At 71.6% G+C, this 25,173-nt stretch carries 21 protein-coding genes; 9 read left to right on the forward strand and 12 right to left on the reverse strand.

Annotated elements, in window-relative coordinates; genetic code table 11:
• The first annotated feature begins 4 nt into the window (after positions 1-4).
• From O3597_RS09075 to O3597_RS09095, 5 genes are all read left to right on the forward strand, one after another.
• Entirely contained in the window at positions 5-1,291 is a 1,287-nt protein-coding gene (locus tag O3597_RS09075) for an Hsp70 family protein (protein WP_281603828.1), read from the forward strand.
• Between the two features lie 5 nt (positions 1,292-1,296).
• Complete coding sequence (locus O3597_RS09080) at positions 1,297-3,813, forward strand: LuxR family transcriptional regulator (RefSeq protein WP_281603829.1); 2,517 nt, start codon at positions 1,297-1,299, stop codon at positions 3,811-3,813.
• Positions 3,814-3,863: 50 nt separating this feature from the next.
• On the forward strand, positions 3,864-4,286 hold the full coding sequence (locus O3597_RS09085; protein ID WP_164448927.1) for a roadblock/LC7 domain-containing protein: 423 nt from the start codon (positions 3,864-3,866) through the stop codon (positions 4,284-4,286).
• A 131-nt stretch (positions 4,287-4,417) separates the two neighbouring features.
• Positions 4,418-5,287 carry an AraC family transcriptional regulator gene (locus tag O3597_RS09090; protein ID WP_164448926.1) on the forward strand — a complete coding sequence of 290 codons (870 nt, stop codon included), beginning with the start codon at positions 4,418-4,420 and terminating at the stop codon, positions 5,285-5,287.
• A gap of 107 nt (positions 5,288-5,394) precedes the next feature.
• Positions 5,395-7,452, forward strand: a complete 2,058-nt coding sequence (locus O3597_RS09095; RefSeq protein WP_281603830.1) for an alpha-glucuronidase — start codon at positions 5,395-5,397, stop codon at positions 7,450-7,452.
• Positions 7,453-7,485: 33 nt separating this feature from the next.
• On the opposite strand, the gene O3597_RS09100 is transcribed toward O3597_RS09095, so the two are convergent.
• The gene (locus O3597_RS09100; protein WP_281603831.1) at positions 7,486-8,136 is read right to left on the reverse strand and encodes a class I SAM-dependent methyltransferase; all 651 of its coding nucleotides are present in this window, start codon (positions 8,134-8,136) and stop codon (positions 7,486-7,488) included.
• A 141-nt stretch (positions 8,137-8,277) separates the two neighbouring features.
• Here O3597_RS09100 and O3597_RS09105 point away from each other — a divergent pair, with 141 nt between their 5' ends.
• Both O3597_RS09105 and O3597_RS09110 read left to right on the forward strand, forming a co-directional pair.
• Positions 8,278-9,162, forward strand: a complete 885-nt coding sequence (locus O3597_RS09105; protein WP_164449114.1) for an AraC family transcriptional regulator — start codon at positions 8,278-8,280, stop codon at positions 9,160-9,162.
• 69 nt (positions 9,163-9,231) lie between these two features.
• Positions 9,232-9,825, forward strand: a complete 594-nt coding sequence (locus O3597_RS09110; protein WP_164448924.1) for a TIGR03086 family metal-binding protein — start codon at positions 9,232-9,234, stop codon at positions 9,823-9,825.
• A gap of 129 nt (positions 9,826-9,954) precedes the next feature.
• Here O3597_RS09110 and O3597_RS09115 read toward each other — a convergent pair whose 3' ends face one another.
• The 5 genes from O3597_RS09115 to O3597_RS09135 form a co-directional block, all read right to left on the reverse strand.
• Positions 9,955-10,413, reverse strand: a complete 459-nt coding sequence (locus tag O3597_RS09115; protein WP_164448923.1) for an N-acetyltransferase — start codon at positions 10,411-10,413, stop codon at positions 9,955-9,957.
• A gap of 53 nt (positions 10,414-10,466) precedes the next feature.
• A complete protein-coding gene (locus O3597_RS09120) occupies positions 10,467-10,832 on the reverse strand; it encodes a DsrE family protein (RefSeq protein ID WP_281603832.1) in 366 nt (121 codons plus the stop codon).
• Positions 10,833-10,873: 41 nt separating this feature from the next.
• On the reverse strand, positions 10,874-11,416 hold the full coding sequence (locus O3597_RS09125) for a carboxymuconolactone decarboxylase family protein (RefSeq protein ID WP_164448921.1): 543 nt from the start codon (positions 11,414-11,416) through the stop codon (positions 10,874-10,876).
• A gap of 102 nt (positions 11,417-11,518) precedes the next feature.
• Positions 11,519-14,101 (reverse strand): AAA family ATPase, encoded by a 2,583-nt coding sequence (locus tag O3597_RS09130; protein WP_281603833.1) that lies wholly within the window; start codon positions 14,099-14,101, stop codon positions 11,519-11,521.
• 102 nt (positions 14,102-14,203) lie between these two features.
• The gene (locus O3597_RS09135) at positions 14,204-14,965 is read right to left on the reverse strand and encodes an SDR family oxidoreductase (RefSeq protein WP_164450133.1); all 762 of its coding nucleotides are present in this window, start codon (positions 14,963-14,965) and stop codon (positions 14,204-14,206) included.
• 78 nt (positions 14,966-15,043) lie between these two features.
• On the opposite strand from O3597_RS09135, the gene O3597_RS09140 reads away from it, so the two are divergent.
• The gene (locus tag O3597_RS09140; protein WP_164450134.1) at positions 15,044-15,493 is read left to right on the forward strand and encodes a MarR family transcriptional regulator; all 450 of its coding nucleotides are present in this window, start codon (positions 15,044-15,046) and stop codon (positions 15,491-15,493) included.
• Positions 15,494-15,581: 88 nt separating this feature from the next.
• On the opposite strand, the gene O3597_RS09145 is transcribed toward O3597_RS09140, so the two are convergent.
• From O3597_RS09145 to O3597_RS09170, 6 genes are all read right to left on the reverse strand, one after another.
• Positions 15,582-16,265, reverse strand: a complete 684-nt coding sequence (locus O3597_RS09145; protein ID WP_281603834.1) for a DUF624 domain-containing protein — start codon at positions 16,263-16,265, stop codon at positions 15,582-15,584.
• On the reverse strand, positions 16,262-17,782 hold the full coding sequence (locus O3597_RS09150; protein ID WP_281603835.1) for a xylan 1,4-beta-xylosidase: 1,521 nt from the start codon (positions 17,780-17,782) through the stop codon (positions 16,262-16,264). The genes O3597_RS09145 and O3597_RS09150 overlap by 4 nt, the downstream gene beginning before the upstream one ends.
• 71 nt (positions 17,783-17,853) lie before the next feature.
• Positions 17,854-19,491 (reverse strand): extracellular solute-binding protein, encoded by a 1,638-nt coding sequence (locus O3597_RS09155; RefSeq protein WP_281603836.1) that lies wholly within the window; start codon positions 19,489-19,491, stop codon positions 17,854-17,856.
• 46 nt (positions 19,492-19,537) lie between these two features.
• Positions 19,538-20,470 (reverse strand): carbohydrate ABC transporter permease, encoded by a 933-nt coding sequence (locus O3597_RS09160; protein ID WP_281603837.1) that lies wholly within the window; start codon positions 20,468-20,470, stop codon positions 19,538-19,540.
• A complete protein-coding gene (locus O3597_RS09165) occupies positions 20,467-21,447 on the reverse strand; it encodes an ABC transporter permease subunit (protein ID WP_281603838.1) in 981 nt (326 codons plus the stop codon). Before O3597_RS09165 ends, O3597_RS09160 begins: the two co-directional genes overlap by 4 nt.
• Complete coding sequence (locus tag O3597_RS09170; protein WP_281603839.1) at positions 21,444-23,843, reverse strand: glycoside hydrolase family 3 N-terminal domain-containing protein; 2,400 nt, start codon at positions 23,841-23,843, stop codon at positions 21,444-21,446. Before O3597_RS09170 ends, O3597_RS09165 begins: the two co-directional genes overlap by 4 nt.
• 296 nt (positions 23,844-24,139) lie before the next feature.
• Here O3597_RS09170 and O3597_RS09175 point away from each other — a divergent pair, with 296 nt between their 5' ends.
• Complete coding sequence (locus O3597_RS09175) at positions 24,140-25,171, forward strand: LacI family DNA-binding transcriptional regulator (RefSeq protein WP_281603840.1); 1,032 nt, start codon at positions 24,140-24,142, stop codon at positions 25,169-25,171.
• The last annotated feature ends 2 nt before the right edge of the window (positions 25,172-25,173 follow it).

A 25,173-nucleotide genomic window follows, 5' to 3' on the forward strand; every position in this document is an offset into this window, starting at 1 on the left:
GCAGATGGCCTACGTGCTCGGGATCGACATCGGCAACACCAGCACCGTCGCCGCGGTCGCCCGCCACCGTGACGGGCACTGGGGTCACCCGGAGCCGGTCGCCCTGCACCCCGGGCCGGGCCCACTGCCGTCGACGCTGCTGCTGTCCACCGACGGGACCTTCACCCTCGGTGAGGGCGACGGGCCGGAGCGTACCGCCCGGGGAGTGCTGAGCCGGGTCGGCGACGATGTGCCGCTGCTGCTCGCCGGCGAGCGGTACCGGCCGGAGACGCTCGTCGCGCTGCTCGCCGCGCACGTGGTCGACCAGGTGCACGGTGCCCGGGGCGCGCCGGCCGAGATGATCGTGCTGAGCCACCCTGCGTCCTGGGGTCGGTACCGTCGCGATCTGCTGCACCACGCTCTGTGGGACTACGGCCTGGGTGCGGTGACGCTGCTGCCCCGCACGGTCACCGTGGCGGAGGGACACGCCGTCCGGGGCTTCGCCGGTGCAGTCGCCGCCGTGTACGCGCTCGGCGGCGGCACCTTCGAGACCGCGCTGGTCCGACGCAACGACCGGGACCGGTACGAGACCGTCGGCGTCCCCGCGACGCTTTCCCGGCTCGGCGGCACCGACTTCGACGAGGCGCTGGCCGCGCACGTACGGTCCGTGCTCGCCCGGGACCTGGCCGCCGCCGGACCCGGTGCCCGTGCCGCCCTGCGGCAGCTGCCCGTCGAGTGCGAACGTGCCAAACGGGAGCTGACCGTCGGGTCGCAGACCGACGTGGCGTTGGCACTGCCGGCCGGGACCGTCCGCGCGCCGGTGACCAGACTGGAGTTCGAGGAACTGATCCGGCCGGCCGTTCGGGCCACAGTGGAACTGCTGGCGCAGGCCGTCCGCGCCGCCGACCTGACACCCGCGCAACTCGACGGCGTGCTGCTGGCCGGCGGTGCCAGCCGCGTGCCGCTGGTCGCCGAACTGCTCGCCACCGCCGGCTTTCCGGTGGAGACCGCGCCCGACCCACAGCACACCGCCGCGGCCGGCGCGGCCGCCGCCGGCACCCGGATCCTGTCCCCACGCCCGCTGCCGGCCGGCCCGCCGCCACCGGCCGGTCCACCCGCGACCGTCGGCACCCCCGCCACCGTCGCAGCCGCCTCCGTCGGTTCGACGGCGCGCACCGCCGGCCTGCTCCCGGCCGACGACCTGACTCCGTCCGACGAGCCGCCGCCCCGCCCGCCGATCCGCTACCCGCCCCTGGACCTGCCGAAGCGATCCCGCCGGAAGCTGGTACGCAGCCCGGGGCACGAAGGATGACCGCAATGATGCCGAGCGCCGTGGCGGACAGCCCGCTGGTCCTCGCCGCCGACGCGACCGACCTGCTCGACGCGATCACCGCGGAGCCGGCGGCACCGCTCGCCCTCGGGGTGACCGGACCGGGCGGCCACGGCCGCACCACCTACCTTCAGGAGGTGGCCATCCGGTACGCCCGGGCCGGTGTCGCCGTGCACACCGAGGTGCCGGCCACCGACGACGCGTACGCCCCCGACACGGTGCTGCTGATCGACGACGCGCACCTGCTCGACGAGGCCCGACTGCGCACGCTGCGGCGACTGGTGGCCGACCGTCGACACCGCATAGCGATCAGCTACCGCCCCTGGCCGCGACCGGCGGCCCTGACCGAGCTGACCGACACGCTGCGCCGCGAGGGACGCCAGCTCCTGCTCACCCCGTTCACCCGGGCTCGCACCGCCGCGTACCTCGCCGCCGTGCCCCGCCTCGGCCGCCGCGCCGACCTGGTCGACTACGTGCACAGCCAGACCGGCGGGGTGCCCCGGCACGTGGCATGGCTGACCGACGGGCTGCGCGAGCAGGAGACGGTCGGTGTACCGAGCGACCTGCCCCGCCAGGTGGTGCTGCATCTCGGTCCCGACCTGGAACAGCTGCCCGCCGACGTGCGGCGGCTGCTGATCGCGCTGGCCGCCGGCGTTCCGCTGCCCGCGGAGGCACTGCGCCCGCTGCTGAACCGCGAACCGGCGGAGATCGACGACCTCGTCGCCGAGGCCCGGGCTGCGGGCCTGGTCGGCGCCGACGGCCGACCCACTCCGCTGGTGCGCCGGGCGGTGACCGTGCTGAGCCCGGCCGCCGACCGTACCGCCGTCTGGCACCTGCTCAGCGAACTCGCGTTCAACCGGGGCGCACCGGTGTTGCCGCTGGTGCGTTCGCTGCTGGCAGCCGGTGTCGCCGGTGACTGCCCGGCCGGCACCCTGGAGGCGGCGGCGGAGGAAGCCCTCGGCGGCGAGCCGGCGCTGGCTGCGCGCCTGTTCGCCGCGGCCGGTGCCGCCGGTCGACCCACCGCCGTCCGGCAGGCGGTCGCCGCCGCTCTGGCCGGTGACCTCGACCTGGCGTTGCGGTTGGCCGACCGGCTGCTCACCACGGGGGCGCCGGACGGCCGGGCGGAGGCCGCGCTGGTCGCCGCCACCGCCCTCGCCCACCGTGGACAGACCGACCGCAGCGTGGAGTTGTACCGCTGGTCCGGCGGGGGCAGCGCCCACGCCTTCGCGACCGTCGGCGCCCTCGCCACCGGCCGACCGGCCGGGCACCCCGAACCCGTCGCGGACGGTCCGCCGACGTTGCCGGCCGGTGCCGCCCGGCTGATGGCCGACGGGGTACGCGAGAGCGTGCACGGCACCCCGTCGGCGGCCCTGTCCACTCTGGTGCAGGCGGCGGCCCTGCTGGAACCGGACGGGCGGGCGGTGCTGCTGCCGGACAGCCCCGCCGCGCTGGCGGCGCTGACGGCCGTGCACTGCGGCGAACTGGACATCGCCGAACGGGTCCTGGACCGGGCCCTGACCAGCGGTATCGGTGGGCCGCTGCTGACCGGCCGGCACCGGCTGCTGCGTGCCTGGATCCTGATGACGCGGGGGCGGATCGCCGCGGCGAGCGAGCAGCTCGCCGAGGCGAGCGCCGGCGTCGCGCTCGGACCCCGCGACCTGCTCTTCGCCGCCGGGCTGACCATGGGTATCGCCCGGCGCGTCAGCGACCTCGGCGCGTTGCAGCGCGAATGGGTGCCCGCGTTGGAGGCGGTGGTCCGCCACCCGGTGGACCTGTTCACCCTGCTGCCGTTGGGCGAGCTGGCCATCGCCGGTGCCCGGCTCGGTGACCTGGGCCGCCTGCAGCCCTACCTGCGCGACGCCCACGAGCTGCTCGGCCGGCTGGCCGACCCGCCCCTGTGGCGTACCCCGCTGCACTGGAGCGGACTGCACGCGGCGATCCTCACCGACGATCCGGCCGCAGCCGACGGGCACGTGACCGCCCTGGTGGCCGCCGCCGGCCACAGCCGGTACGCCGCCGTGGTGGCTGCCGCGGCCGAGTGCTGGCTGGAGGCGCTGCGCGGCACCGTCGACCCGGTCCGGGTCGAGGCGGCCGCCCGGGGCCTGCACGACACCGGCCTGTGCTGGGACGGTGCCCGGCTGGCTGGCCAGGCCGCCATCCGGACCGCGGATCGGCGGGCGATGACGACGTTGCTGGACTGCGCCCGGGCGCTGCAGGGTCGGTCCGCCGCCGAGGACCGCAAACCGGCAGCCGGTACCGTCTCGCACCGGCTCAGCGACCGGGAGCGGGAGGTGGCCGAGCTGGTGGTCGCCGGTCTCACCTACCGGGAGATCGGGGACCGGTTGTTCATCTCGGCCAAGACTGTGGAGCACCACGTGGCCCGGATGCGTTCGCGGCTCGACTGCGCCAACCGCACCGACCTGTTGGCCCTGCTTCGAACCATCCTGGCCGAACCGTCGTACACCACGAACGGACAGCCGTGGTCCCGACGGGCCGTGAACTGAGCCACGGGGACCGGTCCGGATCACCGGTTCCGTAAACGAGAGGACCTGCCATGACTTCTGCGGTGGCCACCGCCGACAACCTCGGCCGCGCGCTCGACAACATCGTCGACCGCGTGCCGGGTGCCCAGTTCGCGGTGGTGCTCTCCCCGGACGGGCTCCTGCTGGGCGCCTCCCGGGGCATCGACGACGAACTCGCCGGCCAACTGTCCAGCATGGTCTGCGGGCTTCAGGCGCTGGGCCTGGCCGCCGCACGGGTCTGTGGTGACGGCGAGCTGCACCAGGTCGTGGTGCAGATGTCGCGGGCGTTCCTGTTCCATGCCACCACCGGCAACGGGGCCGTCCTGGCCGTCGGCATCGACGGCGACGCGGAGGTCGGCGACATGGCGTACGAGGTGGCCATGTTCGTCGCGCAGGCCGGTGACCACCTCCCGGTGTACCTGGAACCGGTGGCGCAGCGCGTCGCGCTGCACTGACTGCGACGTGGGTCGCCTCGGGTGCCGGTGCGTCGAGCCTCGCCACCCGCTCCCCGCGTGATCGGATCGGGCCAGAACGATCGGGCACTGGCTGGGCGGACGGGCCAGGCTGGATCTCGAAGGGGGGTCCCATGATCTCGGCACTCAACCGGCTCGTCGATCTCGTCGAGGAGCACCTCACCGAGGAACTCGACGTCACCGGGGCGGCTCGGGCACTCGGCACGACCGAGTACCACCTGCGTCGGATGTTCTCCTCACTGGCCGGCATGCCGCTGTCGGAGTACGTGCGCCGGCGGCGGATGACCGTCGCCGCAGCCGACGTCGTCCGCGGCGAGGACGACCTGCTCGGCATCGCGGTGCGGTACGGGTACGGCTCCACGGAGGCGTTCGGACGCGCGTTCCGGGCCGTCCACGGTGTCGGCCCCGGTGAGGTACGCCGTGACGGAGGCCCCCTTCGTACCCAGCCACAGCTCAGGTTCCGCCTGACCGTCGAAGGGAGCGTCCCCATGGACACCCGCATCGTCGAGCGCCCCGCGTTCCGGCTCATCGGACACGCCGCCCGGGTTCCGCTCATCCACCACGGCGTCAACCCGCACGTCCAGCGGCACGTCACCGGCCTGCCGGCCGAGGAGCACCAGCGGCTCAAGGAACTCGGTGACACCGAGCCGGCCGGTCTGCTCCAGGTCACCGACGACGTCGCTCCCGACGCCGTCGAGGGCACCGAGCTGACCTACCTGCACGGGGTCGCCGTCACCGGCGACACCACGGTGCCCGAGGACCTGGACAGCATCGCGGCGCCGGCCGGCACGTGGGCGGTCTTCCGGACCGCCGGAGCGTACCCGCAGACCCTGCAGCAGACCTGGGCCGCGACCGCGGCCGAATGGTTCCCGTCGAACCCGTGGCGGCTGCGGCCGGGCCCGTCGATCGTCGCGATCCTCGACCGCGCGGCCGACTTCAGCACCGCCACCTGCGAGCTGTGGCTGCCCGTCGAGCCGGCCTGACGGGGCTGATCGAAGAGCCGGTGGGCACCCCGCGCGGTGGTGCCCACCGCTGCCGGAACTTCCGGAAGTATCTTGACGTGTTTGGTGGGAACGTTACGATCTGCGCGATGACCGCCCCCGCCCCGACCGACGTCCACCCCGCCTGGTTGCCGCCCGAGGCGTTTCGCGCGATCGGCTCCCGGCACTGCCTCGTACTCGGTGACGGAGGGCTCGTCGACACGGTCGTCACCGAGGTCGAGCGGACCTGCGCCGAACACGGCGGCAGCGTCCGGCGAGAGGCGGAGGGGCCACCGCCGAGCCTGGTGCTCGCCCTGGTCCCGGCCGTCGGCGACGGCGTCCCGGCCGAACTGGTCGCCGCCCTTGCCGAGGTCGACGCGGCCGGTGCGGGGCCGCTCGGCCCGGAAGGCTACGCCCTGGCCCGCCACGGCGAGGTCACGGTGCTGCTCGCCGACCAACCGGCCGGGCTGCTCTACGGGCTGTTCCACCTGACCCGCCTCGGCGAGTCGGCGTTCGGCGCGCCGCAGGCGGCACGGTCGCACCGTCCCGCGATGCGCCGTCGCATGCTCGACCACTGGGACAACGTCGACGTGCACCCGGTGATGGGGCAGGTCGAACGCGGCTACGCCGGTGGGTCGATCTTCTGGCAGGCCGGCCACCCCCGCCGCGACCGGGCCCGGGTGCGCGCGTACGCGCGACTGCTGGCCGCGTGTGGGATCAACGCGGTGGCGGTGAACAACGTCAACGTCCACGCCACCGAGGCGCGGCTGCTCACCGAGCGGCTCGACGACGTCGCCGAGATCGCCGACGAGTTCCGCCCGTACGGCATCCGGGTGCACCTGTCGGTCACCTTCGCGGCGCCCGTCGTCCTCGCCGGCCTGCCCACCGCCGACCCCCTCGACGACGCGGTGCGGGCCTGGTGGGCCGGGACCACGGCAGCGGTGTACGCCCGCATCCCCGACTTCGGCGGCTACGTGGTCAAGGCCGACTCGGAGGGACAACCGGGCCCGTTCAGCTACGGTCGCGACCACGCCGACGGGGCGAACCTGCTCGCCGAGGCGTTGGCTCCGCACGGCGGTGTGGTGCACTGGCGGGCCTTCGTCTACAACCACCGGCAGGACTGGCGGGACCGCTCCACCGACCGGGCCCGGGCCGCGTTCGACCACTTCGCCCCGCTCGACGGCCGCTTCCGGGACAACGTCATCGTGCAGGTCAAACACGGCCCGATGGACTTCCAGACCCGGGAGCCCGTCTCCCCGGTGATCACCGCGATGCCCGGCACCCGGATGGCGGTGGAGTTCCAGGTGACGCAGGAGTACACCGGCCAGCAGCGGCACGTGTGCTACCTGGCCCCCTGGTGGAGCGAGGTGCTGCGGTTCGGCTGGGGCGACGACGGACACACCGTCGCCGGTGTGGCCGCCGACGGCGGCGGCCTGGTCGCCGTCTCCAACGTGGGCGACGACCCGTTCTGGACCGGGCATCCGCTGGCCCAGGCCAACCTGTACGCCTTCGGCCGGCTGGCCTGGGATCCGCGAATGCGTCCGGCGGAGCTGCTCGACGAGTGGATCGAGCTGACGTTCCATCCGGACACCACCGCCGACCCGGACCTGCTCCGCCGCACCCTGCACGAGATCATGGACGACTCGTGGCGCACCTACGAGCGCTACACCGCTCCGCTGGGCGTGGGATTCATGGTGCGACCGGGCCTGCACTACGGCCCCGACGTCGACGGATACGAGTACAGCCGGTGGGGGACGTACCATTTCGCCGATCGGGACGGTGTGGGCGTGGACCGTAGCCGGGCCAGCGGCACCGGGTTCACCGGCCAGTACCCGCGGCCGTGGTCCCGGGTGTACGAATCCCCGGAGACCTGCCCCGACGAGGTGCTGCTCTTCTTCCACCACGTGCCGTACGAGCACGTGCTGCACAGCGGTCGCACCGTCATCCAGCACATCTACGACACCCATTTCGACGGGGTGGCCGAGGTGGAGGCGGCCCGCCTGCGGTGGACGTCGCTGGTCGGCCTGGTGGACGCGGCGGTGCACGCCCGGGTGACCGAGCGGCTCGACGAGCAGCTGCGCTGTGCGCGGGAGTGGCGCGACCAGATCAACGCGTACTTCCACCGCAAGTCCGGGGTACCCGACGCGCACGGCCGGCCCCTGCACTGAGCCGGCCTGCGGTGCCGGCCGGTGTCGTCCGGCTCAGGGTGCCTCGGCGCGGTAGCAGGCGAAGCGGCCGAACCACGCCTTACCTCCGCCGTTCCTCGCCACGCCGGTCAGGCCGGCGTCGGCGAGCGCGGCCAGCACCCGCTCGGGAAGGCTGGCGGCCACCCGGGCGTTGCGGTGCGCCGCCGCGCCGCCCCGCCCGGAGGGGGTGCCGTCGATGTCGAGCACGTGCAGCTCACCGCCGCTGCGCAGCACCCGCCTGGCCTCCCGTAGCGCCCGGGCGCGCTCGTCGTCGTCCAGGTGGTGCAGCATGAACGCGGACAGCACCCGGTCGACGCTGTCGTCGGGCAGCGGCAACGCGCCGGCGAACGCCTGCTCGTACCGGATCGGCAGCCCGTACCGGGCGGCCTTGCGGCGGGCCCGGCGCAGCGCGGCGGGGTCCGGGTCGATGCCCAGCGCGTCGATGTCCCGCAGGCGACGCCCGAGCGCGGTCAGCAGGTTGCCGGTACCGCAGCCGATCTCCAGGATCCGCTGGTCGGACCGGAGGTTCGCCCGGTCCATCAGCTGTCCGTGGATGCGCCCGATACCGGCGAGGCGGGAGAACGGATCGTAGAGCGGAAGCAGCCAGTGCTTACCCATGCCGGGCAGGTACTGCTGCGCGTCGGTGTGATGGGACTGTCCGGTCATGTGCGGCTCCGATATCAGATGAAGTTTGGTCGTACTCTCAGCGTCATGGAGCGCGACACCGTGGACAATGGCGTAACTGTGGACCGGATGCGACAAAGTTCGGTTCCGGCGGCGCGCGCCGTCGGGGTGACCGGGCAGGGCGTGCCGGTCATCGGGTTCGACCGGGTGGCCGGCCTCGCCCCGGTGGCCGTGGCCCGCCTCGCACCGGGCTCGCCGGTCACGGGCCCGGCCGCCGGCGGCGCGCACACCCACGACTTCCTGGTGCTGTGCTACGCGCACCGCGCCGACGGCAGGCTGGTGATCGACGGCCGCAGGTGGACGGTGACCGACGGGGATCTGTTCGTCATCGCACCGGGGCAGGTCGTCTCCTTCCTCGACCCGATCGAGACCACGGTCACCGACGGATGGGCGGTGTGGTTCCCGACCGACGTGGTGCGGCCCGGAAGGTCGGGCGCCTACGCGTCGTGGCGGTCGCACCCGTTGCTCCTCCCGTTCGCCCACGGCACCGACCGGGCCCAGCGGCTGCGCGTCCCGCCGTCCGACCGGGCGGGCTGGGTCGAGCGCTTCGTCTCGCTCGACACCGAGTTGCGCGCCCGGCGCGACGGTCACCAGGAGGCCGCCCTCGCCCACCTGACCCTGTTGCTGGTGGCCGCCGCCCGGTTGCCGGCCGGGGTCGCCGACCAGCTGCGGTCGGCGGAGGAGCCGCTGCTCGCGGCCGTCTTCGACATCATCGAGCGGCGTTACCACGAGCCCATCTCACTCGCGGACGTCGCCGCCGAACTGGCACTCACGGCCGGGCATCTCACCACCGTGGTACGCCGCAGGACCGGCCGGACCGTTCAGCAGTGGCTCGCGCAGCGTCGCATGCAGCAGGCCCGCCTGCTGCTCAGCGACACCGACCTGACCGTGGCGACGATCAGCCGCCGCAGCGGGTACCCCGACGTCAGCTACTTCATCAAACGCTTCCGAGTCGAACACGGGGTCACCCCGTCCCAGTGGCGCCACGCCACCCCCGGCACCTCCTGACCGGCCGTCGGACAGTTCTGTCGGTCCCGCCGCGTAGCGTGCGGCAGAGTTCGCGACGAAGGAGGAGAGATGATCGACAGTGCCGGCAGCCCGGATCTCGCGCCCGCAGCCCGCGCGTTGCAGGCGCTGCTGCCCGGGGTCACCGACGACCAGCTTCCCGATCCCACTCCGTGTGCCGGCTGGACGGTCGGTGATCTGCTCGACCATCTCATGGGGCTGACACTCGCGTTCCGGACGGCTGCCGAGAAGGGACCGGATCCCGCACCGGACGGTCCGGGTGAGCCCTCGGCTGACCAGCTCGACCCGCAGTGGCGCAAGCTACTGCCGGGGCAACTCGACGAGTTGGTTGCCGCCTGGCGCGAGCCGGCCGCCTGGACGGGCGAGACCGCCGTTGCCGGGGTGCGGCTGCCGGCCGAGATCATGGGCGTCGTCGCGCTTGACGAACTGGTCGTGCACGGTTGGGATCTCGCCCGCGCGACCGGGCAGCCGTACGACGTCGACGACCGGACCCTGGAGACGGTCCACCGCCTCGTCTCCCAGCAGGCCAGCAGCGACGGCACGCCCGGCCTGTTCGGCCCGTCGATCGCCCAGCCCGACGACGCTCCGCTGCTCGATCAGGTTCTCGGTCTCACCGGCCGCAGCCGTGACTGGGAGCCGTCCTAGCGTTCGGAGCCCCGGCAGCATCGCCTCCTCCTCACGCGCTGCCGCCTGGACTTCCTCCCGGCCCCGATGTTCGACAGGCATCTGGTAGGTGGACAGCTGGAACGCCTCGCCCGACCACCTGAATGGCCGTCAACGGCCGCACCGGTCCGGGCGCTCCCAGGGCCAGTCGGTGGCGATCCAGTCCGCGACGGCGGTGGCGAGCGGTACGTCCAGCTCTGCGCGGTCGGCCCGCACCCAGGACTGGACGGTCACGTCGTACTCCGCCGAGGCTGACGGGTAGAGGTAGACGCAACCGATGACGTCGCCGTTGCCCGGGTCGAGGACGGTGAAGGTGAACCCGGTGCCGTTGACGAAGTCGTCGGCATGACGGCGCAGATCGGCAAGGTTCTTCTCCAGCGACATGCCGCTCGGCGGCGGCCAGTTGCCGTCCGGGTAACCAGGCGTGGCACGGATGTGCTCGATGCTCGACATCCACGCGGCGTGATCCGCCACGTTGTGCTGCGGGCCCAGCGGTTCGAGGCGGAACCGGTCGGTGACCAGCGACGTCGGTGCAGCGAAGCCGGCTGGTACGAAAGCGTCCGAGGTCATGGGTCGGGAACCTACCGTTCGTGCGGGTCCGCTCGCACCCGACTTTGGACCGGTCAGTAGCTGAATGTCGCGACAGGGTCGTCGCCGATCCACTGCCACATGGGTACGGTGCCGCCCAACTCGGCGTTGGCTATCAGCTGCCCCTTGTCGAGGCCCCGCGCATCGAAGCAGATGGGGCAGACCAGGAACGTGCCCGACGCCGCGACGTATCGCGCGACGAGGCTGTCCAGGGGTGGACAGCCGGCGCAGGCGACGGCGGTGGCGACACCGTCGAGCGCGAGGCGAGCGGCCTCCTTGGTCAGGAACATGAGGGTGGGTCGACCGGACTCCGCCGCGCCGACGGTCACGAGGAAGGCGACGGTCACCCGCTCGGGATCCTCCAGGCCGGTGGTGAGACTGACTACTGCCTTGTTCGCCATGACATCCTTCCGTCTGTCGTTCGGATCCTGTCGTTCAGGACTCACGGTCGGGCCGCTACGACGGCGGCGATGGGTGCCAGCTCGGGATCGGGCACGGTGCCGGCCGCAGCCAGGGCTCCGGCGAAGAAGCGGCGCACGCAGACAACCAGGATGACCTGGAAGATGTCCGTCTCGGACAGCCCATGCCCGCGCAGCGACTCGATCTCCTCGGCCGATGCCGACGACGGGTCCGTGGCGATCCGGGCCGCGAAGTCCATGACGGCCACCTCGGTTTCGTCCAGCCCGGCAGCGTGGTGGTCGGTGAGCACGGCGCGCAGCTGAGTGTCGCCGAGGTGCCGGTCACGCAGCACCGCCGCGTGTGCGAGCACGCAGTAGCGGGCCCCCATTGCGCTGGCCGCGGCCACGGTGACCAACTCGTAGCGGCGCTCGTCCATCCCGCCGCGCACCGCCGCGCCGAGCCCGATCCACGCCCGGTAGGCCTGCGGCGCCAGCGCGAAGACCCGCGCGTACGCCGGGACGTAGCCGTGCCGGTCGGCCTCCGCCGCGTAGAGTGCCGACTCGGCGGGTGTTCGCAGGTGCGTCATGTGACGGACGCTAGGGTCCTTCGGTCGGCGCGTCCTGGGGGATTACCCCTAACTTGGCGTTACGCCGGGGGCAGCCGTCGAGCGGCTAACCGGATCGTGTGCTCAGCCGACGAGGCCGCGTCGCCGTGCTGCGGCGACCGCCTGGCCGCGCGTGGTCGCGCCGAGTTTGTCGAGCACGGCTGCCACATGGTGCTCGATGGTCTTCGGTGCCAGGGTCAGCCGGCTGGCGATCTCGGCATTGGTGAAGCCCTCCGCGAGCAGTCCGAGCACCTCGGCCTGACGTGGCGTCAGCCCTGCGGCGTTGGCGGCGCTCGCCGGCCGTGGACCGCGCGGCACCCCCGGCACTCCGCGCCTGCGCAGCGCGGCCCGCAGACTCTGGGCCGGTCGTACGGCGTTCAGGCGGTCCAACTCGCGCAGCGCTGCCACGGCCGCCGCGCGGTCCCCGAACGTGAGCGCCTGGAGCGCGCGGTACGCGTCGCCGCGCGCCCGCCACACGGCGGCCGCTCCTCCCCAGTCGCCGCTCATCAACAGCCGGTACGGCCGCACGGCGGGCGTGGACGCGACGACGGTTGGGGCCGGTTCGTTGGTGGCCCGCCACCGCCAGAACGCGAGCTCGTCGACGAACCAGGGGTGTCCCCGGTCGACCGCGAGCCGAAGCGCCGGACGTAACTGCCGAGCAGCCGCTTCGGCCCCGCCATTGAGCAGGTGAAACTCGGCCCACGCGGCGTAGACCGGCGCCATCCGCTGAAGTTCACCGGTGGCTGACGCGGCAGCAACGGCCCGGGTCAGGGTCGCAGCCGCGTCCCCGCCCCGCGCCGCGTCGACCCGTCCCTTCGCGACCAGTGCGGGAACGGTCGCCACGCTGGCCACGCTCGCCCGGTCCAGCGACTCGGCCGCGTCGGACAGCGCGCCGTCCCAGTCGCCCCGCCCGACCCGCAGCACCGCCCGGACACCGAGCAGGTACTGCACGTAGCCACCCAGCTCGTGCGTGTCCGCGTACCGCAGCGCCTCCTCCGCCGCCGCATGGGCGGTCGCGTAGTCGCCGACCTGCTCATGGCAGGTGGCCAGGTTCACCAGTGCGCGTGCGGCGTCATCGACGCGTCCGGCGCGCGCCGCGGCGGTGTGCGCTGCCCGCAGAGTGGCCCGGCCCGCATTGTGGTCGGCGAACATCCGCGCCGTGCCGATGTTGATCGAGGCGTGCACCGACGTCGCCGGGTCGTCGAGCTGGTCGGCGAGCCGCCGTGCCCGCTCCCCCCACTCGACCGCCTCCGGGATCCGGTGCGACAGCATGTGTAGTTGCGCCAGATTGCTGTATGCCATCCCGAGCGCCTGGCTCGGGCCGAGCGGTGCGAGCACCCGTACGGCTCGATCGGCGGCGTCACGCGCCTGCTCCGCCTGCGCGCTCCACCACGCCAGCCGGGACAGCCGGCGCAGGGCTTCGCCGAGCGCGAACGGGTCCCCGAGCCGCTCGCGCTCGGCGATAGCGGCGGTGATCGGCTCCAGGCCCTCGGACGCCATCCCGGCCAGGTAGGCCTGCTCGGCGTACGACTCGAGCAGGCTGATCCGGTCACCTTCCGCCAGCATCGCCGCGTGCGGCCGGACCGCCCGGAAGTGGGCGACCGCCTCCCGGTGGGCGCCCTGCGCGGCGGCGCCGGCGGCGGCCCGCGGACCGAAGCGGACGAGCTCGGCATGGTCGCCGCCGAGCCGGGCGTGGTGTACCAGTCGGGCCGGGTCGGTTCCCTCGATCAGGGCGAGCCGGGTCAGCGCGAGTCGGTGTAGAGCCGCCCTCCGCGGCGGGGTGAGCGACTCCTCGACCGCCCGGCGCAGCAACTCGTGCCGGTAGGCCATCATGTCGCCCCGAGCCACCAGGACGCCGCCCGCGACACATTCGTCGACAGCGTCCTCCGCGCCGGCCAGTACGGCGGCCTCGGCGCTCGTCGGTATCACTGACACCAGATGCGCCACCTCGCGGGCGGCGGGCGACAACCGACGCAGCCGTGCCCGGGTCAGGTCGCCGACGGTGGCCGGGACGGCGTGGTCCGCGGCCAGCAGTTCGGTGACCAGCAGCGGGTTGCCGCCCGTGAGCTGGAAGACCTCGGCACCCGGCCGACCGTGGTCGGCAGCCAGCCCGGCGACGCAGGCCGCGGAGAGCGGTGTCAACGGGACGGGTTTGACCGCCGATCTGGGCACCGATGCGAGCGCGGCCCGTAACGCGTGGTCCGTCCCCACCTCGTCGTCGCGGTAGGTCACCAGCAGCAACGCCGGCAGTCGCTCGATCCGCCGGCCCAGGAACACCAGCAGGTCCAGCGTCGCCTCATCGGCCCAGTGCGCGTCCTCGACCACCATGACTCTGGGTGGCCGCTGACGTGGCCCGGACAGCTCGGCGACAAGCGCTGAGAACAGCTCGGACTGCCCGGCACCGGCGGCGAGCGCCTCGGCCAGCGCACCGCCGGTCTGCCGGGCGATGTCGTGCAGCGGCCCCAGCGCGCGCGGGGTGACCAGCGGGTCGCAGGCCCCCCAGAGCACGACGGCCCGGCCGCCGCAGGCCGCGGCGAACGCCTTGACCACCGACGACTTGCCGATCCCGGCCTCGCCCGCGATCAGCCCTACCCGACCGCCGTCGGCCGCGCCACGCAGCAGCGTGTCCAGGAGCCCGAGTGCGGCCGACCGCTCGTACAACTGCATCGCCGTGATTATCCACCCACCCGCTGCTCGTGAAGGATCGTGCGGGCGTGGCGCACTCGCACCAGCAACGGCACCTTCGGATACCGGCTGCCCGTGCCGGGGTCACCCGCGAACGAGTTCGCGACCACCGGCCAGCGACAACGTCTGCCCGTTGACGTGACCGTTCGCCGCCGAGGCCAGGTAGGTGACGGCGGTAGCGACGTCCTCGGGAGTGCAGATGCGACCGGTGGGAGTCTTGGCCGATTCGGCCGCGACCGCGTCCGGTCCCAGGAACGGGGCGGTCAGCGCCTTGTCGGTGAGGGTGAAGCCGGGGCGTACGGTGTTCGTCAGGATGCCGTGGCGGGCCTCCCGGACGGCGAGCACCCGCGCGGCGGTCTCGAGCGCGCCCTTCGCCGTGGCGTAGGCGAGTGGCCCGGCCATGGGTTGCGCGACGATGTCGGTCGACACGACGACGATGCGTCCCCAGCCGGCGGTGCGCATGGCTGGCAGAGCCGCATCGATCAGTGCCACCGAACCCACGGTGTTGGCGGACAGCGACGTGATGAGGCCACCGATCTCGTCGGCGTCGAAGGAGGGCCACCGCACGGCGTTGGCAACCAGAACGGTGACCGGCCCGAGACGTCCGGCGATGTCCTCGACGACCCGCGGCATGCTGGTGGGACTGCCGTGGTCCAGGTGGACGGCGCAGGCCCGACCGCCGGCTCGCGTGACGGCGTCGACCACGTCGAGGGCCCCGTCGTGGTTGGTGTGCCAGGACACGGCGACGGCGGCGCCCTCGGCCGCCAGGTGCAGGGCGATGGCGCGGCCGATGGCCCCGGAGGCCCCGGTGACGAGGGCGACCCTGTTCGACAAACCGGTTTCCATCATCATCTCCATAGTCGGCTATAGGTTAGCCGACTATGGAACAGGTGCTGGCGGCCCGTCAACTCGTACACTGCCCGGGTGGAACTGACGGATGTCCTGGCCACCAACAAAGCCCTGGTCAAGGTGGCCAAGCTGTACCGCAGCGCACAGGCCGACGCGCTCAGCGCGCTCGCCCTGCACCCGGGGCAGGACGTCCTGCTGTGGATCCTTGGCCAGGAACCCGACGGTATGACCATCTCCGAGATCGCCGCCCGCCTCGGCGTGGAACAACCCACGGTGACCCGCAGCCTCAGTCGCCTCGATCAGGGTGGTTGGTTCATCAGGGAACCCGTACCGGGCGATCGGCGTGCCACCCGGATCCGGTTGACCTCCAAGGGCCGCGCCGTCATCCCGAACATCGAGGCGGCCTGGCGCACGCTCGCCGAGACCGCAACGGCCGGCATGGCCGCCGACCAACGAGCCGCGCTCGTCGAACTGCTTGAAAAGGTACGCGGAAACCTCCGTACCCTCACCGCCGAGACGGAGTGAGCGCGTGTCCACGATGGATCGCACACTCACATCGACTGGGAATCAGCCATGCCGGAGGAGCGGCGGTACCTGGGCGTGACGGGCAGACTCACTCGACGAACTCCTCGGCGATGATGTCGGTCATCGGTGCGCCACCACGGACCAGCGCGAGCGCCAGCACCGAGCCGAGGGCGGCGAGCGCCGCCTCCGAGGCGACGATGGTGAGCGCGGTCGCCGCCACCAGCAGCAACACGGTGCCGACGGCGACCACCGGGGTACGCAGCACGAAGTACCCGGCCAGCCGGAACACGTCACGCAGCCGGAACGTGAACAGCGACGTGATCACCAGGGCGTTGACCCCGACCACCGACACCCCGGCACCGACCAGCACCAGCGGCACCGCCCACCAGCCGGGCACCCCCGCCGCCGGCAGGTTGACCAGGTTGACCGCGATGACGGTCAGCCACACCAGCGTCGGCACCCAGACCAGCAGCGAGCCGGTCAGGTTGGCCCGGTAGCCGCGCCAGAACAGCCGCCCCGGGTGCAGCTCGGTCAGGTCGAGACGCTGCCGATGCAGGGCGTACAGCGCGGCGGCGATGGCCGGGCCGAGCGGTACCGCACAGAGCGCGACCAGCGGCAGGTTGCTCACGTGCCGCTCCAGCGCGAACAACGCCACCAGGCCGGGCGCCGCGCAGACCAGCAGCAGCACCTCCACCACCAGCAGGGTGTAGATCAGCGCTGCCCCTCGGGACAGCGGGCCGGCACCGAACTCACGACGGGTGGTGGTGCTCATGACGCCTCACCGCCCAGCAGTCGCCGCTCGTCCCACCAGGGCGGAGTCTCGTCGGTCACCGGGCTCACCTCGGCCAGGGTCACCTCGTGCCGGGCCAGGTGCAGGTCCAGCTCGACGCGGCCGGCCAGCACCGGCAGCGAGCCGTGCCGTCGGGCCGGCTCGGCGGCCTGCCGCAGGACGTCCAGTTGACGGGCGGTGGGGGAGGGGGGTCGGCCCAGTTCGCACCAGGCCCGCCAGGCGTTGCCGGACTCCTCGCTGACCGAGGAGCGCAGCAGGAACGCGGTGCGGGCGGCCGGGTCGGTGACCGGCAGCGACAGGCGTACGGCGTGGCCGTCCACCGGTCCACCGCCGTTGACGTCGACCGGTGCCCAGGCCAGCACCGCGATGCGGCCGGTGTCGTCCCGGGTGACCAGATGGTCCGCGCCACGGGCCAGGATCTGTGTGCCCAGCCGGTTCATGAAGGCGTACAGGTGGTATGTGGGCTTGCGGATCTGCCGGTGGGTGAGCAGGCCGAAGCCGCCGTGGAACAGTGTGGTCGGGATACCCACCTCCTCGAACACGTCGCTGAAGGTCCAGTACGCGAAGGAGTCGACCAGGTCACCGCCGCCGGCCAGCACCGGGGCGAGGTAGGCGGCGTGGAAGGCGGTGTCGTGGATGGGGTTGTCCGGCCGGTACGAGCTGTTGAACTCGGTGATGTGCACCGGCAGGTCGGCCAGCGCGGTGCCGGCGAGCAGCCGGCGCGGGCTGGCGAACTGCTCCAGCAGCCGCTGCGCCGGAGCGAGGGTCTGGTGTACGCCGAACGGCACGTGCTGGGCCGGGCCGGAGCTGTAGGCGTGCCGACTGACGAAGTCGATCGGCACCGAACGGTCGGTGACGAACTCGGCGAACCGGGGCAGCCATCCGTCGTCGGCGCCGGGGGAGAGCGCCGGGCCACCGACCTGGAGGTCGGCGTCGACGTCCTTCACCGCGTACGCGGTCACCTCGTAGAGCCGGTGGTAGGCGTCGGCGTCGGCGTCCTGCCAGAACTCCTTGAGGTCGGGCTCGTTCCACACCTCGATCGGCCAACCGCGCACCTCGTCCAGGCCGTACCGGTCCACGAGATGACCGATGGTTGCCCGGACCAGGTCGGCCCATTCGGTGTGCGACCGGGGCGGGGTGACGTTGCCGCGCCACCAGAAGACCGTCTGCTCGCCGCTGGCCAGCCCGGAGGGCATGAAGCCCAGTTCCACGAACGGCCTGACGCCCAGTTCGAGGTAGGCGTCGACGATCTGGTCGAGGTAGCCGAAGGCGTGCCGAACCTGGCGTCGGTCCCGGTACTCGTACGGTCGGTGCACTCCGAGGCCGTCGCCGAGCAGGCCGTGCCCGCGGATGTACCGGAAGCCGATCTCGCGTTGGACCAGCGCCAACGAGTCCTGGTAGTCGCGGCGCAGGGCCAGGTCGAGCCGGCCGGTGCCGACGGCCAGGCGCCACGCGTCGCTCAGCCGGCCGACGGGTCGCTCCGCAACGGTGATCCGCATCGTCGTCCCTGTGCTCGGGGTGGAGGGTGCCCGGTCCGGTCGCGCCGACACGACCGGACCGGACAGGTCTGCTAGTTCTTCTCCTGGTAGCGCTTGTGCGCCTCGTTGACCAGTTCGAGGTAGGCGTCCATGTTCTTGCTCTTCAACTCCGCCACGTAGGCGTCCCACTCGGCGAAGTCACGCTGCCCGAGCACGAACTGGAGCGTGGCCTGGTAGACGTGGTCCTTCAGCGGGGTCTCCCAGAGCGACACCTGCTCGCGTTCCTCGTCGTTCAGCGGGTACGGCGGCGGCGGCGACTTCGGCGCTCGGGCGTTCATCACCTGCTGGAACTCCTGCTCCTCGGGCGAGAAGAACGCCTGCACCAGCTCGGGCTTGCCGCCGTAGGCGAACACGCCGTTGCCGAAGCCGAAGTCCTTCTGGAGGTGCTTGGGCGCGCCGGGGTTGAGCCCGATCATGTCGACGTCCGGAGCGAGGGTCTTCTTGCCGGTGGCGTCCTTGACGAAGGTGGTGCCCTCGACGCCCCACTTGGCGAACTCCTGCCCCTCGTCGGAGTACCAGAGCCAGTCGACGAACTGCATCATCGCCACGAAGTTCTTGCTGTCACGGGCCTTCGAGGAGATCATCATGCCGTTCTCCAGCCGGCTGGCCGGGTTGATCTCGCCAGCCGGGCCGATGGGCAGCGGGATCTTGGTGATCTTCGCCTTCGGGTTGGTCGCCGCCAGGTCCGGCCGGTAGTCGTTGACCAACGTCTGGGCGTTGCTGCTGATCACGAAGGACTTGCTGTTGGCGAGCTTCTGCCGGGCCAGGTCGTCGGTCTGGGTGAAGCTCTCCGGGTCGAGCAGCTTCTCCGACACCAGCTTGTTGAGGTACTGCAACATCTGCTTGTACTGCTCGGTGGCTCCGGTGTACTCGAACTGCTGCGCCTGGTCGTTCCAGGTGACGTGCTGGAAGTTCCAGCCCGCGCCCTGCAGACCGTACGACACGGCCAGCATGTTGAGCAGGTTGCCGGCCGGGTTGGGCTGGCTGAACCGGTCCGAGAACGGGTAGACGTCCGGGTACGCCGCCTTCATCGCCTTGAGCATGGTGTAGACCTCGTCCCAGGTCTTCGGGACCTGGAGGTTCAGCTCTTCGAGGATGTCGGTGCGGACCGCCAGGGAGTACTCGTGCCAGGGCTTCTCGTGCAGGCCGGGCAGCAGGTAGAACTTGCCGTCCTGCTGGCGCAGCGTGTCCATCTCAGCCTTCAGATTCCACTTCTCGATCTTGTCCTTGAAGTTCGGCATCAGATCGAGGTAGTCGCTGACCGGCAGGATCGCCCCCGAGGAGACGTAGGCGTGCACGTCCGGCGGATAGGTCTTCGGGATCAGCAACGGGGCGTCGCCGGCACCGATGAGCAGGCTGCGCTTCTGGTTGTAGTCGCTCAGCGGCACCGCCACCTTCTCGAGGCTGACGTTCGTCCGGGACTTCAACTCCGTCCAGAACAGCCAGTCCTCCTTCAGCGGGTAGTTCGGGTGGTTGTTGTAGAGGACGGAGAAGGAGAGCGGCTCGGTGGCCTTGAACTGGGTACCGACGGCGTAGTTCTCCATCGCGCCGGCCCGGTTCTCCGACAGGTCCTCGCTGTCGGACGAGTCGTCGCCACAGGCGGTGACGCTGCCGAGGGCCAGCAGCACGGCGGCAGTCGCCGCCGCGTGACGCCACGATCTGCGGAACATGGCGGGATCCTTTCAACTTGGTGGTGGGAGGGGTGTTCGCTACTGGTCAGCCCTTGACCGCGCCGAGCATGATGCCCCGGACGAAGTACCGCTGGACGAAGGGATAGACCAGGAGGATCGGCAGAGTGGTGAGCACGATGGTCACGGCCTTCAGCGTCGCCTCGGCCTGTACCTCGTTCGCCTCGGTGATCGCCCCGACGTTCTCCGCGCCGGTGGCACCGGCGATCAGGTTGCGCAGGTAGACGGTGACCGGCCACAGCTCCTGCCGGTCCATGTAGAGGAAGGCCGCGAACCAGGAGTTCCAGAAGGCCACCGCGTAGAAGAGCACCATCGTGGCGACGATGGCCTTCGACAACGGCAGTACAATCCGCAGCAGGATGCCGTACGTGTTGAGCCCGTCGACGGCGGCGGCCTCCTCCAACTCCGTCGGCAGGCTCTCGAAGAACGCCTTCATCACCAGCAGGTTGAACACGTTTATCGCGTTGGGCAGTGCGATGGCCCAGACGCTGTTCTTCAGGCCCAGGCTGGTGACCAGGACGTAGTTGGGGATGAGGCCGCCGGTGAAGAACATGGTGAAGACCGCGATGCCGACGAGCGCCCCGCGTCCCTTGAGCTGCTTCTTCGACAGCACGTACGCGTAGCAGGTGGTCATCACGATCGAGATGACCGTGGCAGTCACCGTGTAGAACACGGTGTTGCGGTAGTTCGTCCAGAACAGCGGGTCGGACATCAGCAGCTGGTACGTCTCCAGGGTGAACCCGCGCGGCACGAGGTTCACCTTGCCGGCGATGATGTACGCCTCGTCGCTCAACGACCGGGCCACGATGTTGACGAACGGGTAGAGCGTCACCACCACCACGAGGGTCAGGACGATCCCGTTGACCACCCGGAACACCCGGTAGCCCCGGGTCTCCTGGATGCCGCGGCGACGGGGACGGGGCGCGGACTCGGATGACCGCTCGGCGGTGTCGACGGTCACCACAGGCTCGTCCCCACCGTGCGGCGGGCGATCAGGTTCGCCGAGACGACCAGGATCAACCCGATCACCGCCTCGAACAGCCCGATCGCGGCGGCGTAGCTGAAGTTGCTGGACTGGAAGCCCATCCGGAACAGATACGTCGAGATCACGTCCGCGGTCGGATAGGTCAACGGGTTGTACAGCAGCAGGATCTTCTCGAAGCCGACCGCCATGAAGGCGCCGATGTTGAGGATCAGCAGCGTCACCATGGTCGGCCGGATGCCCGGCAGCGTGACGTGCCAGGTCTGCCGCCACCGGTTGGCGCCGTCGATGCGGGCCGCCTCGTAGAGGTCGTCGTCGATGGTGGTGAGCGCCGCCAGGTAGAGGATCGTGCCCCAGCCGACGGTCTGCCAGACCTCCGAGGAGACGTAGATGGTGCGGAACCACTCCGGCCGCTGCAGGAACGGAATGGCGTCACCGCCACCGGCGCGGACGAGTTGGTTGACCGTGCCGTCCATGGACAGCAGCTGCATGACGATGGCCGCCACGATCACGATGGACAGGAAGTGCGGCAGGTACGACACCGACTGCACGAACCGCTTGAGCTTGCGGGCCCGTACCTCGTTGAGCAGCAGCGCCAGCACGATGGGCAGCGGGAAGCAGAACAGCAGGGTCAGCGCACCCAGCACCAGGGTGTTGGTGAAGACGTTCCAGAACGTCGGATCGTTCAGGAACATCTTGAAGTAGCGCAGCCCGACCCAGTACTCGCCGAAGATGTTGCCGCCGGGCTGGAAGCGACGGAAGGCGATGATGTTGCCCAGCATCGGCAGGTACCTGAAGATCAGGAAGAACAGCAGCGGCAGGATCGCCAGCGAGTACAGCTGCCAGTCCCGCCGCAGCGCCCGCCGCCAGGTCTGCCGGGCGACGCGTGGCGGCGGGTTCGGTGTCGTCGCGTCGGGGCTGGCCGGCGACGGGGTCAGGGTGGTCACGCTGCTCATGGCCGGCTCCCCGCTGCGGGCCCGGCGACCGGTTCGACACGTACCCGGGACAGCAGCTCCCGGTGGTGGCCGACCTCGCGCTCGTCGCCCACCAGCCGCAGTGCCAGGCTGGCCACCACGTCGCCGCTGGAGCGGCTGAGCCGCAGGTGCATCTCACCGGGCTCAACCACGCGCCGGCCGTGCACGCCGGTGAACGAGGTGACGTCGGCGGGGACCGCGAAGCTGACCCGCGCCGCCCCGCCGGGCTCCACCGGTACCCGCGCGTACCCGATCAGGCGCACCACGGGCCGGGTGGTCTGCGCCACCGGATCGTGCAGGTAGAGCTGGACCACCTCGGTGCCGGCCCGGGTGCCGGTGTTGCGGACGGTGACCCCGACGGTCACCTCCCCGTCGACCGGCCAGGTCGTCGGCTCCCCGGTGTCGCCGCCCGGCGCGTCGCTCACCGCGGCGCCGCTCCACTCGAAGGTGGTGTAGCTCAGACCGTGGCCGAACGGGAATGCCGGCGTCGGGTCCACCGAGGACACCTTCGACTTCCGGCCCAGAATAGGCGTGAGGTAGGTGCCCGGTAGTCCACCGGCGTGTCGGGGCACGCTTACCGGCAACCTCCCGGACGGGTTCACCTCGCCGGTGAGGATCTCGGCCACGGCCTGACCGCCGAGCTGACCGGGAAAGAACGCCTGCACGACGGCGCTCGCGCGGTCCACCGCGTCGCCCAGGGCGTACGGACGGCCGGAGAGGACCACCAGGACGACGGGGGTGCCGGTGGCCAGCACCGCGCGTACCAGTTCGGCCTGCACCCCCGGCAACTCAAGATCCACCGCGTCGCAACCCTCGCCGGAGGTGCCCCGGCCGAACATGCCGGCCCGGTCGCCGACGGCCAGGACGCAGACGTCGGCGTCGGTGGCCGCCTGGACCGCCGCCGCGATGCCCGAGGTGTCCTCGCCGGTGATGTCGGTACCCGGTACGTGGGTGAGCTGCGGACACCGCCGCTGAAGTTCCTCGCGCAGGGACGGGATCTCGACGCCGGTGCCGTACTCGGGGTGATGCACCCCGACGTGCAGCGGGAACGTGTAACAGCCGAGCATGGCCATCGCGTCGTCGGCGACCGGCCCGACCAGCGCGACCCGCTGGTCGGGGGCGAGGGGCAGCAGGCCGTCCTGGTTGCGGAGCAGGACGACCGACTGGCGGGCCAGTCGCAGGGCAACGGCCTGGCTGGCCTCGTCGTCGAAGCGCAGCGCCTCGACGTCCGGCGGCAACTCCTGCCAGCCCTCGTCGAGCAGCCCCAGCTCGATCTTCTGAATCAGCACCCGCCGCAGGGCCCGGTCGACGAGCGCCTCGCTCACCTCGCCGGAGCGCACCGCCGCCGCCAGCGGCGCGCCGTAGGCGTCCACGGTGGGCAGTTCCACGTCTATGCCGGCCCGCAGCGCCAGCCGGGCCGCCGCCGCGGCGTCGGCGGCGACGCCGTGCAGGGTCTGCAGGAACCGAACGGCGAAGTAGTCGGCGACCAGCACGCCGTCGAAACCCCACTGGTCACGCAGCGTCCGGGTGAGCAGGCCCGCGTCGGCGGCCGCCGGCACACCGTCGATCTCGGCGTACGAGTTCATCACCGATCGCGCCCCGCCCAGGCGCAGGGCCATCTCGAAGGGCGGGAGGATCACGTCGGCCAGCTCCCGGTGCCCCATCGCCGTCGGCGCCAGGTTCCGGCCGCCCCGCGACGCCGAGTATCCGGCGAAGTGTTTGAGCGTCGCCACCACACCGGCCCGTTCCAACCCGCGCACGTACGCCGCGCCGACCGTGCCGACCAGGTAGGGGTCCTCGCCGATCGTCTCCTCGGTGCGCCCCCAGCGGTAGTCACGGGTGACGTCCAGCACCGGGGCGAGTCCCTGATGGACACCGGCGGCCCGCATCGACCGGCCGATCAGCCCGGCCATCTCCTCGACCAGCTCCGGGTCGAAGGCCGCTCCCCAGCTCAGCGGCGTCGGGTAGACGGTCGCCCGCCAGGCGGCGAAGCCGGTGAGGCACTCCTCGTGCACCTGCGCCGGGATACCGAACCGGCTCGCCGCGACGATCTGCGCCTGGGACGCGGCCAGGGACCGCGCGCCGAGGACCGGGTCGACCGGCGCGGTCCCGAACGGCCGGGTCAGCTGCCCCAGGCCGTGCCGGATCGCCTCCGACCACGGCGGGGTGTGCTCGACCATGTCGGTCTGATGGGGAGCGACCCCCTCACCGGACGCCTCCGCACCGACCCAGAGACCGACCAGTTGAGCGAGCTTCTCCTCGAGCGACATCAGCGGGATGAGCGCGTCGGCCCGTTCGTCCGGTCGCAACGTCGGATCACGCCACCGATCGGCGTGAGTGGACGCCAATCGGTCGTCGACGGGCAGCTGACTTGTCATGCGAACCCCTCCGGCCGGGGCCGGGAGGTTCTCCCGGCAGGCCACGCCGACCGCCGTGGAAGACGGCGATTGTCGAAATTTTCGGAAACCAGTCGGACACCTGTGTCGGGGAACTTAAGGGCGTCAACAGGGCGTGTCAAGGGTTGCGGAAAGACTGTTCAGACCGCACCTGTCGTGCTGGTAAGCGATTGCCGGAATTCATCGCCGCCAGTGGGCAGCATCGATTCGGGTCACCCTCTGGCGGCTCGTGGCGTGCTACAGTCTCCGAAATTTTCGGATTCGTTGCAGAGGATCGGATGGCAGAGAAGCGATCGTCGGCAGCGCTGGGCTCCGCCACCATCGCGACCATCGCCCGCGAGGTCGGTGTCTCCTCGGCGACGGTCTCCAAGGTCCTCAACGGACGGTCGGACGTCGCCGCCGTGACCCGCGCGCGGGTCGAGGCCAGCCTGCAACGGCACCGCTACCGTCGACGCGCCCGCCGCGCGCCCGGCGAGGGCCAGATCGACCTGGTGTTCCACGAGTTCGGGTCCGACTGGGCTCTGGAGATCATCAGGGGGGTCGAGGCGGTTGCCGCCCTGACCGGGGTGAACGTGATGCTGTCGCAGCTCAGTGCCGCCCGCCGGCCGCCGCAGTCCTGGGTCGACGCGGTGGTCGCCCGGCGTCCGCTGGGGGTGCTGCTGGTGATGTGCAACCTGACCGATCCGCAACGGCAGCAGTTGCAGCGCCAGTCGATTCCCGTGGTCGTCATCGACACCGACAGCGCCAGCGTGGCGTCCGTGCCCACCGTCGGCTCGAACAACTGGAACGGCGGACTGATCGCCACCCGGCACCTGTTGGATCTCGGGCATCGCCGGATCGCGGTCATCTCCGGTCCGCGCGACGTGCTCTGCGCCCGCGCCCGCACCGCCGGCTTCCGCTGCGCCCACGAGGAACTCGGCGTCCCGATCGATGCCACGCTGATCCGGCACGGCAACTTCCACCTCGACGCCGGCTACACCCATGGCATCGAGTTGCTCAGCCGGCCGGACCGGCCGACGGCGATCTTCGCCGGCTCCGACCTGCAGGCGCTCGGGGTGTTGCGGGCGGCTCGGCAGCTCGGCCTGGACGTGCCGGGCGACGTGTCGGTGGTCGGCTACGACAACCTGCCGCTCTCGGCCTGGGTGGGTCCGGCCCTGACCACGGTCAACCAGCCCCTGCGCGACATGGCCGGCACCGCCGCCCAGATGCTGCTCGATCTCGCCCGCGGCAACGCCCTGCCCACCAGCCGGATAGACCTGGTCGCCGAGCTGGTCATCCGGGAAAGCACCGCACCGCCACCGCATTCGTGACC

It is taken from the genome of Verrucosispora sp. WMMA2044, from assembly GCF_027497155.1.
GTDB classification, from domain to species: domain Bacteria; phylum Actinomycetota; class Actinomycetes; order Mycobacteriales; family Micromonosporaceae; genus Micromonospora; species Micromonospora palythoicola.

Bases quoted from the DNA above. Each gene is read 5' to 3' on its own strand.
- O3597_RS09125 (WP_164448921.1), bottom strand. From the start codon at position 11,416: ATGACGCACCTGCGAACACCCGCCGAGTCGGCACTCTACGCGGCGGAG.
- O3597_RS09085 (WP_164448927.1), top strand. From the start codon at position 3,864: ATGACTTCTGCGGTGGCCACCGCCGACAACCTCGGCCGCGCGCTCGAC.
- O3597_RS09075 (WP_281603828.1), top strand. From the start codon at position 5: ATGGCCTACGTGCTCGGGATCGACATCGGCAACACCAGCACCGTCGCC.
- O3597_RS09135 (WP_164450133.1), bottom strand. From the start codon at position 14,965: ATGGAAACCGGTTTGTCGAACAGGGTCGCCCTCGTCACCGGGGCCTCC.
- O3597_RS09170 (WP_281603839.1), bottom strand. From the start codon at position 23,843: ATGACAAGTCAGCTGCCCGTCGACGACCGATTGGCGTCCACTCACGCC.
- O3597_RS09150 (WP_281603835.1), bottom strand. From the start codon at position 17,782: ATGCGGATCACCGTTGCGGAGCGACCCGTCGGCCGGCTGAGCGACGCG.
- O3597_RS09175 (WP_281603840.1), top strand. From the start codon at position 24,140: ATGGCAGAGAAGCGATCGTCGGCAGCGCTGGGCTCCGCCACCATCGCG.
- O3597_RS09080 (WP_281603829.1), top strand. From the start codon at position 1,297: ATGATGCCGAGCGCCGTGGCGGACAGCCCGCTGGTCCTCGCCGCCGAC.
- O3597_RS09130 (WP_281603833.1), bottom strand. From the start codon at position 14,101: ATGCAGTTGTACGAGCGGTCGGCCGCACTCGGGCTCCTGGACACGCTG.
- O3597_RS09145 (WP_281603834.1), bottom strand. From the start codon at position 16,265: ATGAGCACCACCACCCGTCGTGAGTTCGGTGCCGGCCCGCTGTCCCGA.
- O3597_RS09110 (WP_164448924.1), top strand. From the start codon at position 9,232: ATGATCGACAGTGCCGGCAGCCCGGATCTCGCGCCCGCAGCCCGCGCG.
- O3597_RS09115 (WP_164448923.1), bottom strand. From the start codon at position 10,413: ATGACCTCGGACGCTTTCGTACCAGCCGGCTTCGCTGCACCGACGTCG.
- O3597_RS09095 (WP_281603830.1), top strand. From the start codon at position 5,395: ATGACCGCCCCCGCCCCGACCGACGTCCACCCCGCCTGGTTGCCGCCC.
- O3597_RS09120 (WP_281603832.1), bottom strand. From the start codon at position 10,832: ATGGCGAACAAGGCAGTAGTCAGTCTCACCACCGGCCTGGAGGATCCC.
- O3597_RS09100 (WP_281603831.1), bottom strand. From the start codon at position 8,136: ATGACCGGACAGTCCCATCACACCGACGCGCAGCAGTACCTGCCCGGC.
- O3597_RS09090 (WP_164448926.1), top strand. From the start codon at position 4,418: ATGATCTCGGCACTCAACCGGCTCGTCGATCTCGTCGAGGAGCACCTC.
- O3597_RS09165 (WP_281603838.1), bottom strand. From the start codon at position 21,447: ATGAGCAGCGTGACCACCCTGACCCCGTCGCCGGCCAGCCCCGACGCG.
- O3597_RS09155 (WP_281603836.1), bottom strand. From the start codon at position 19,491: ATGTTCCGCAGATCGTGGCGTCACGCGGCGGCGACTGCCGCCGTGCTG.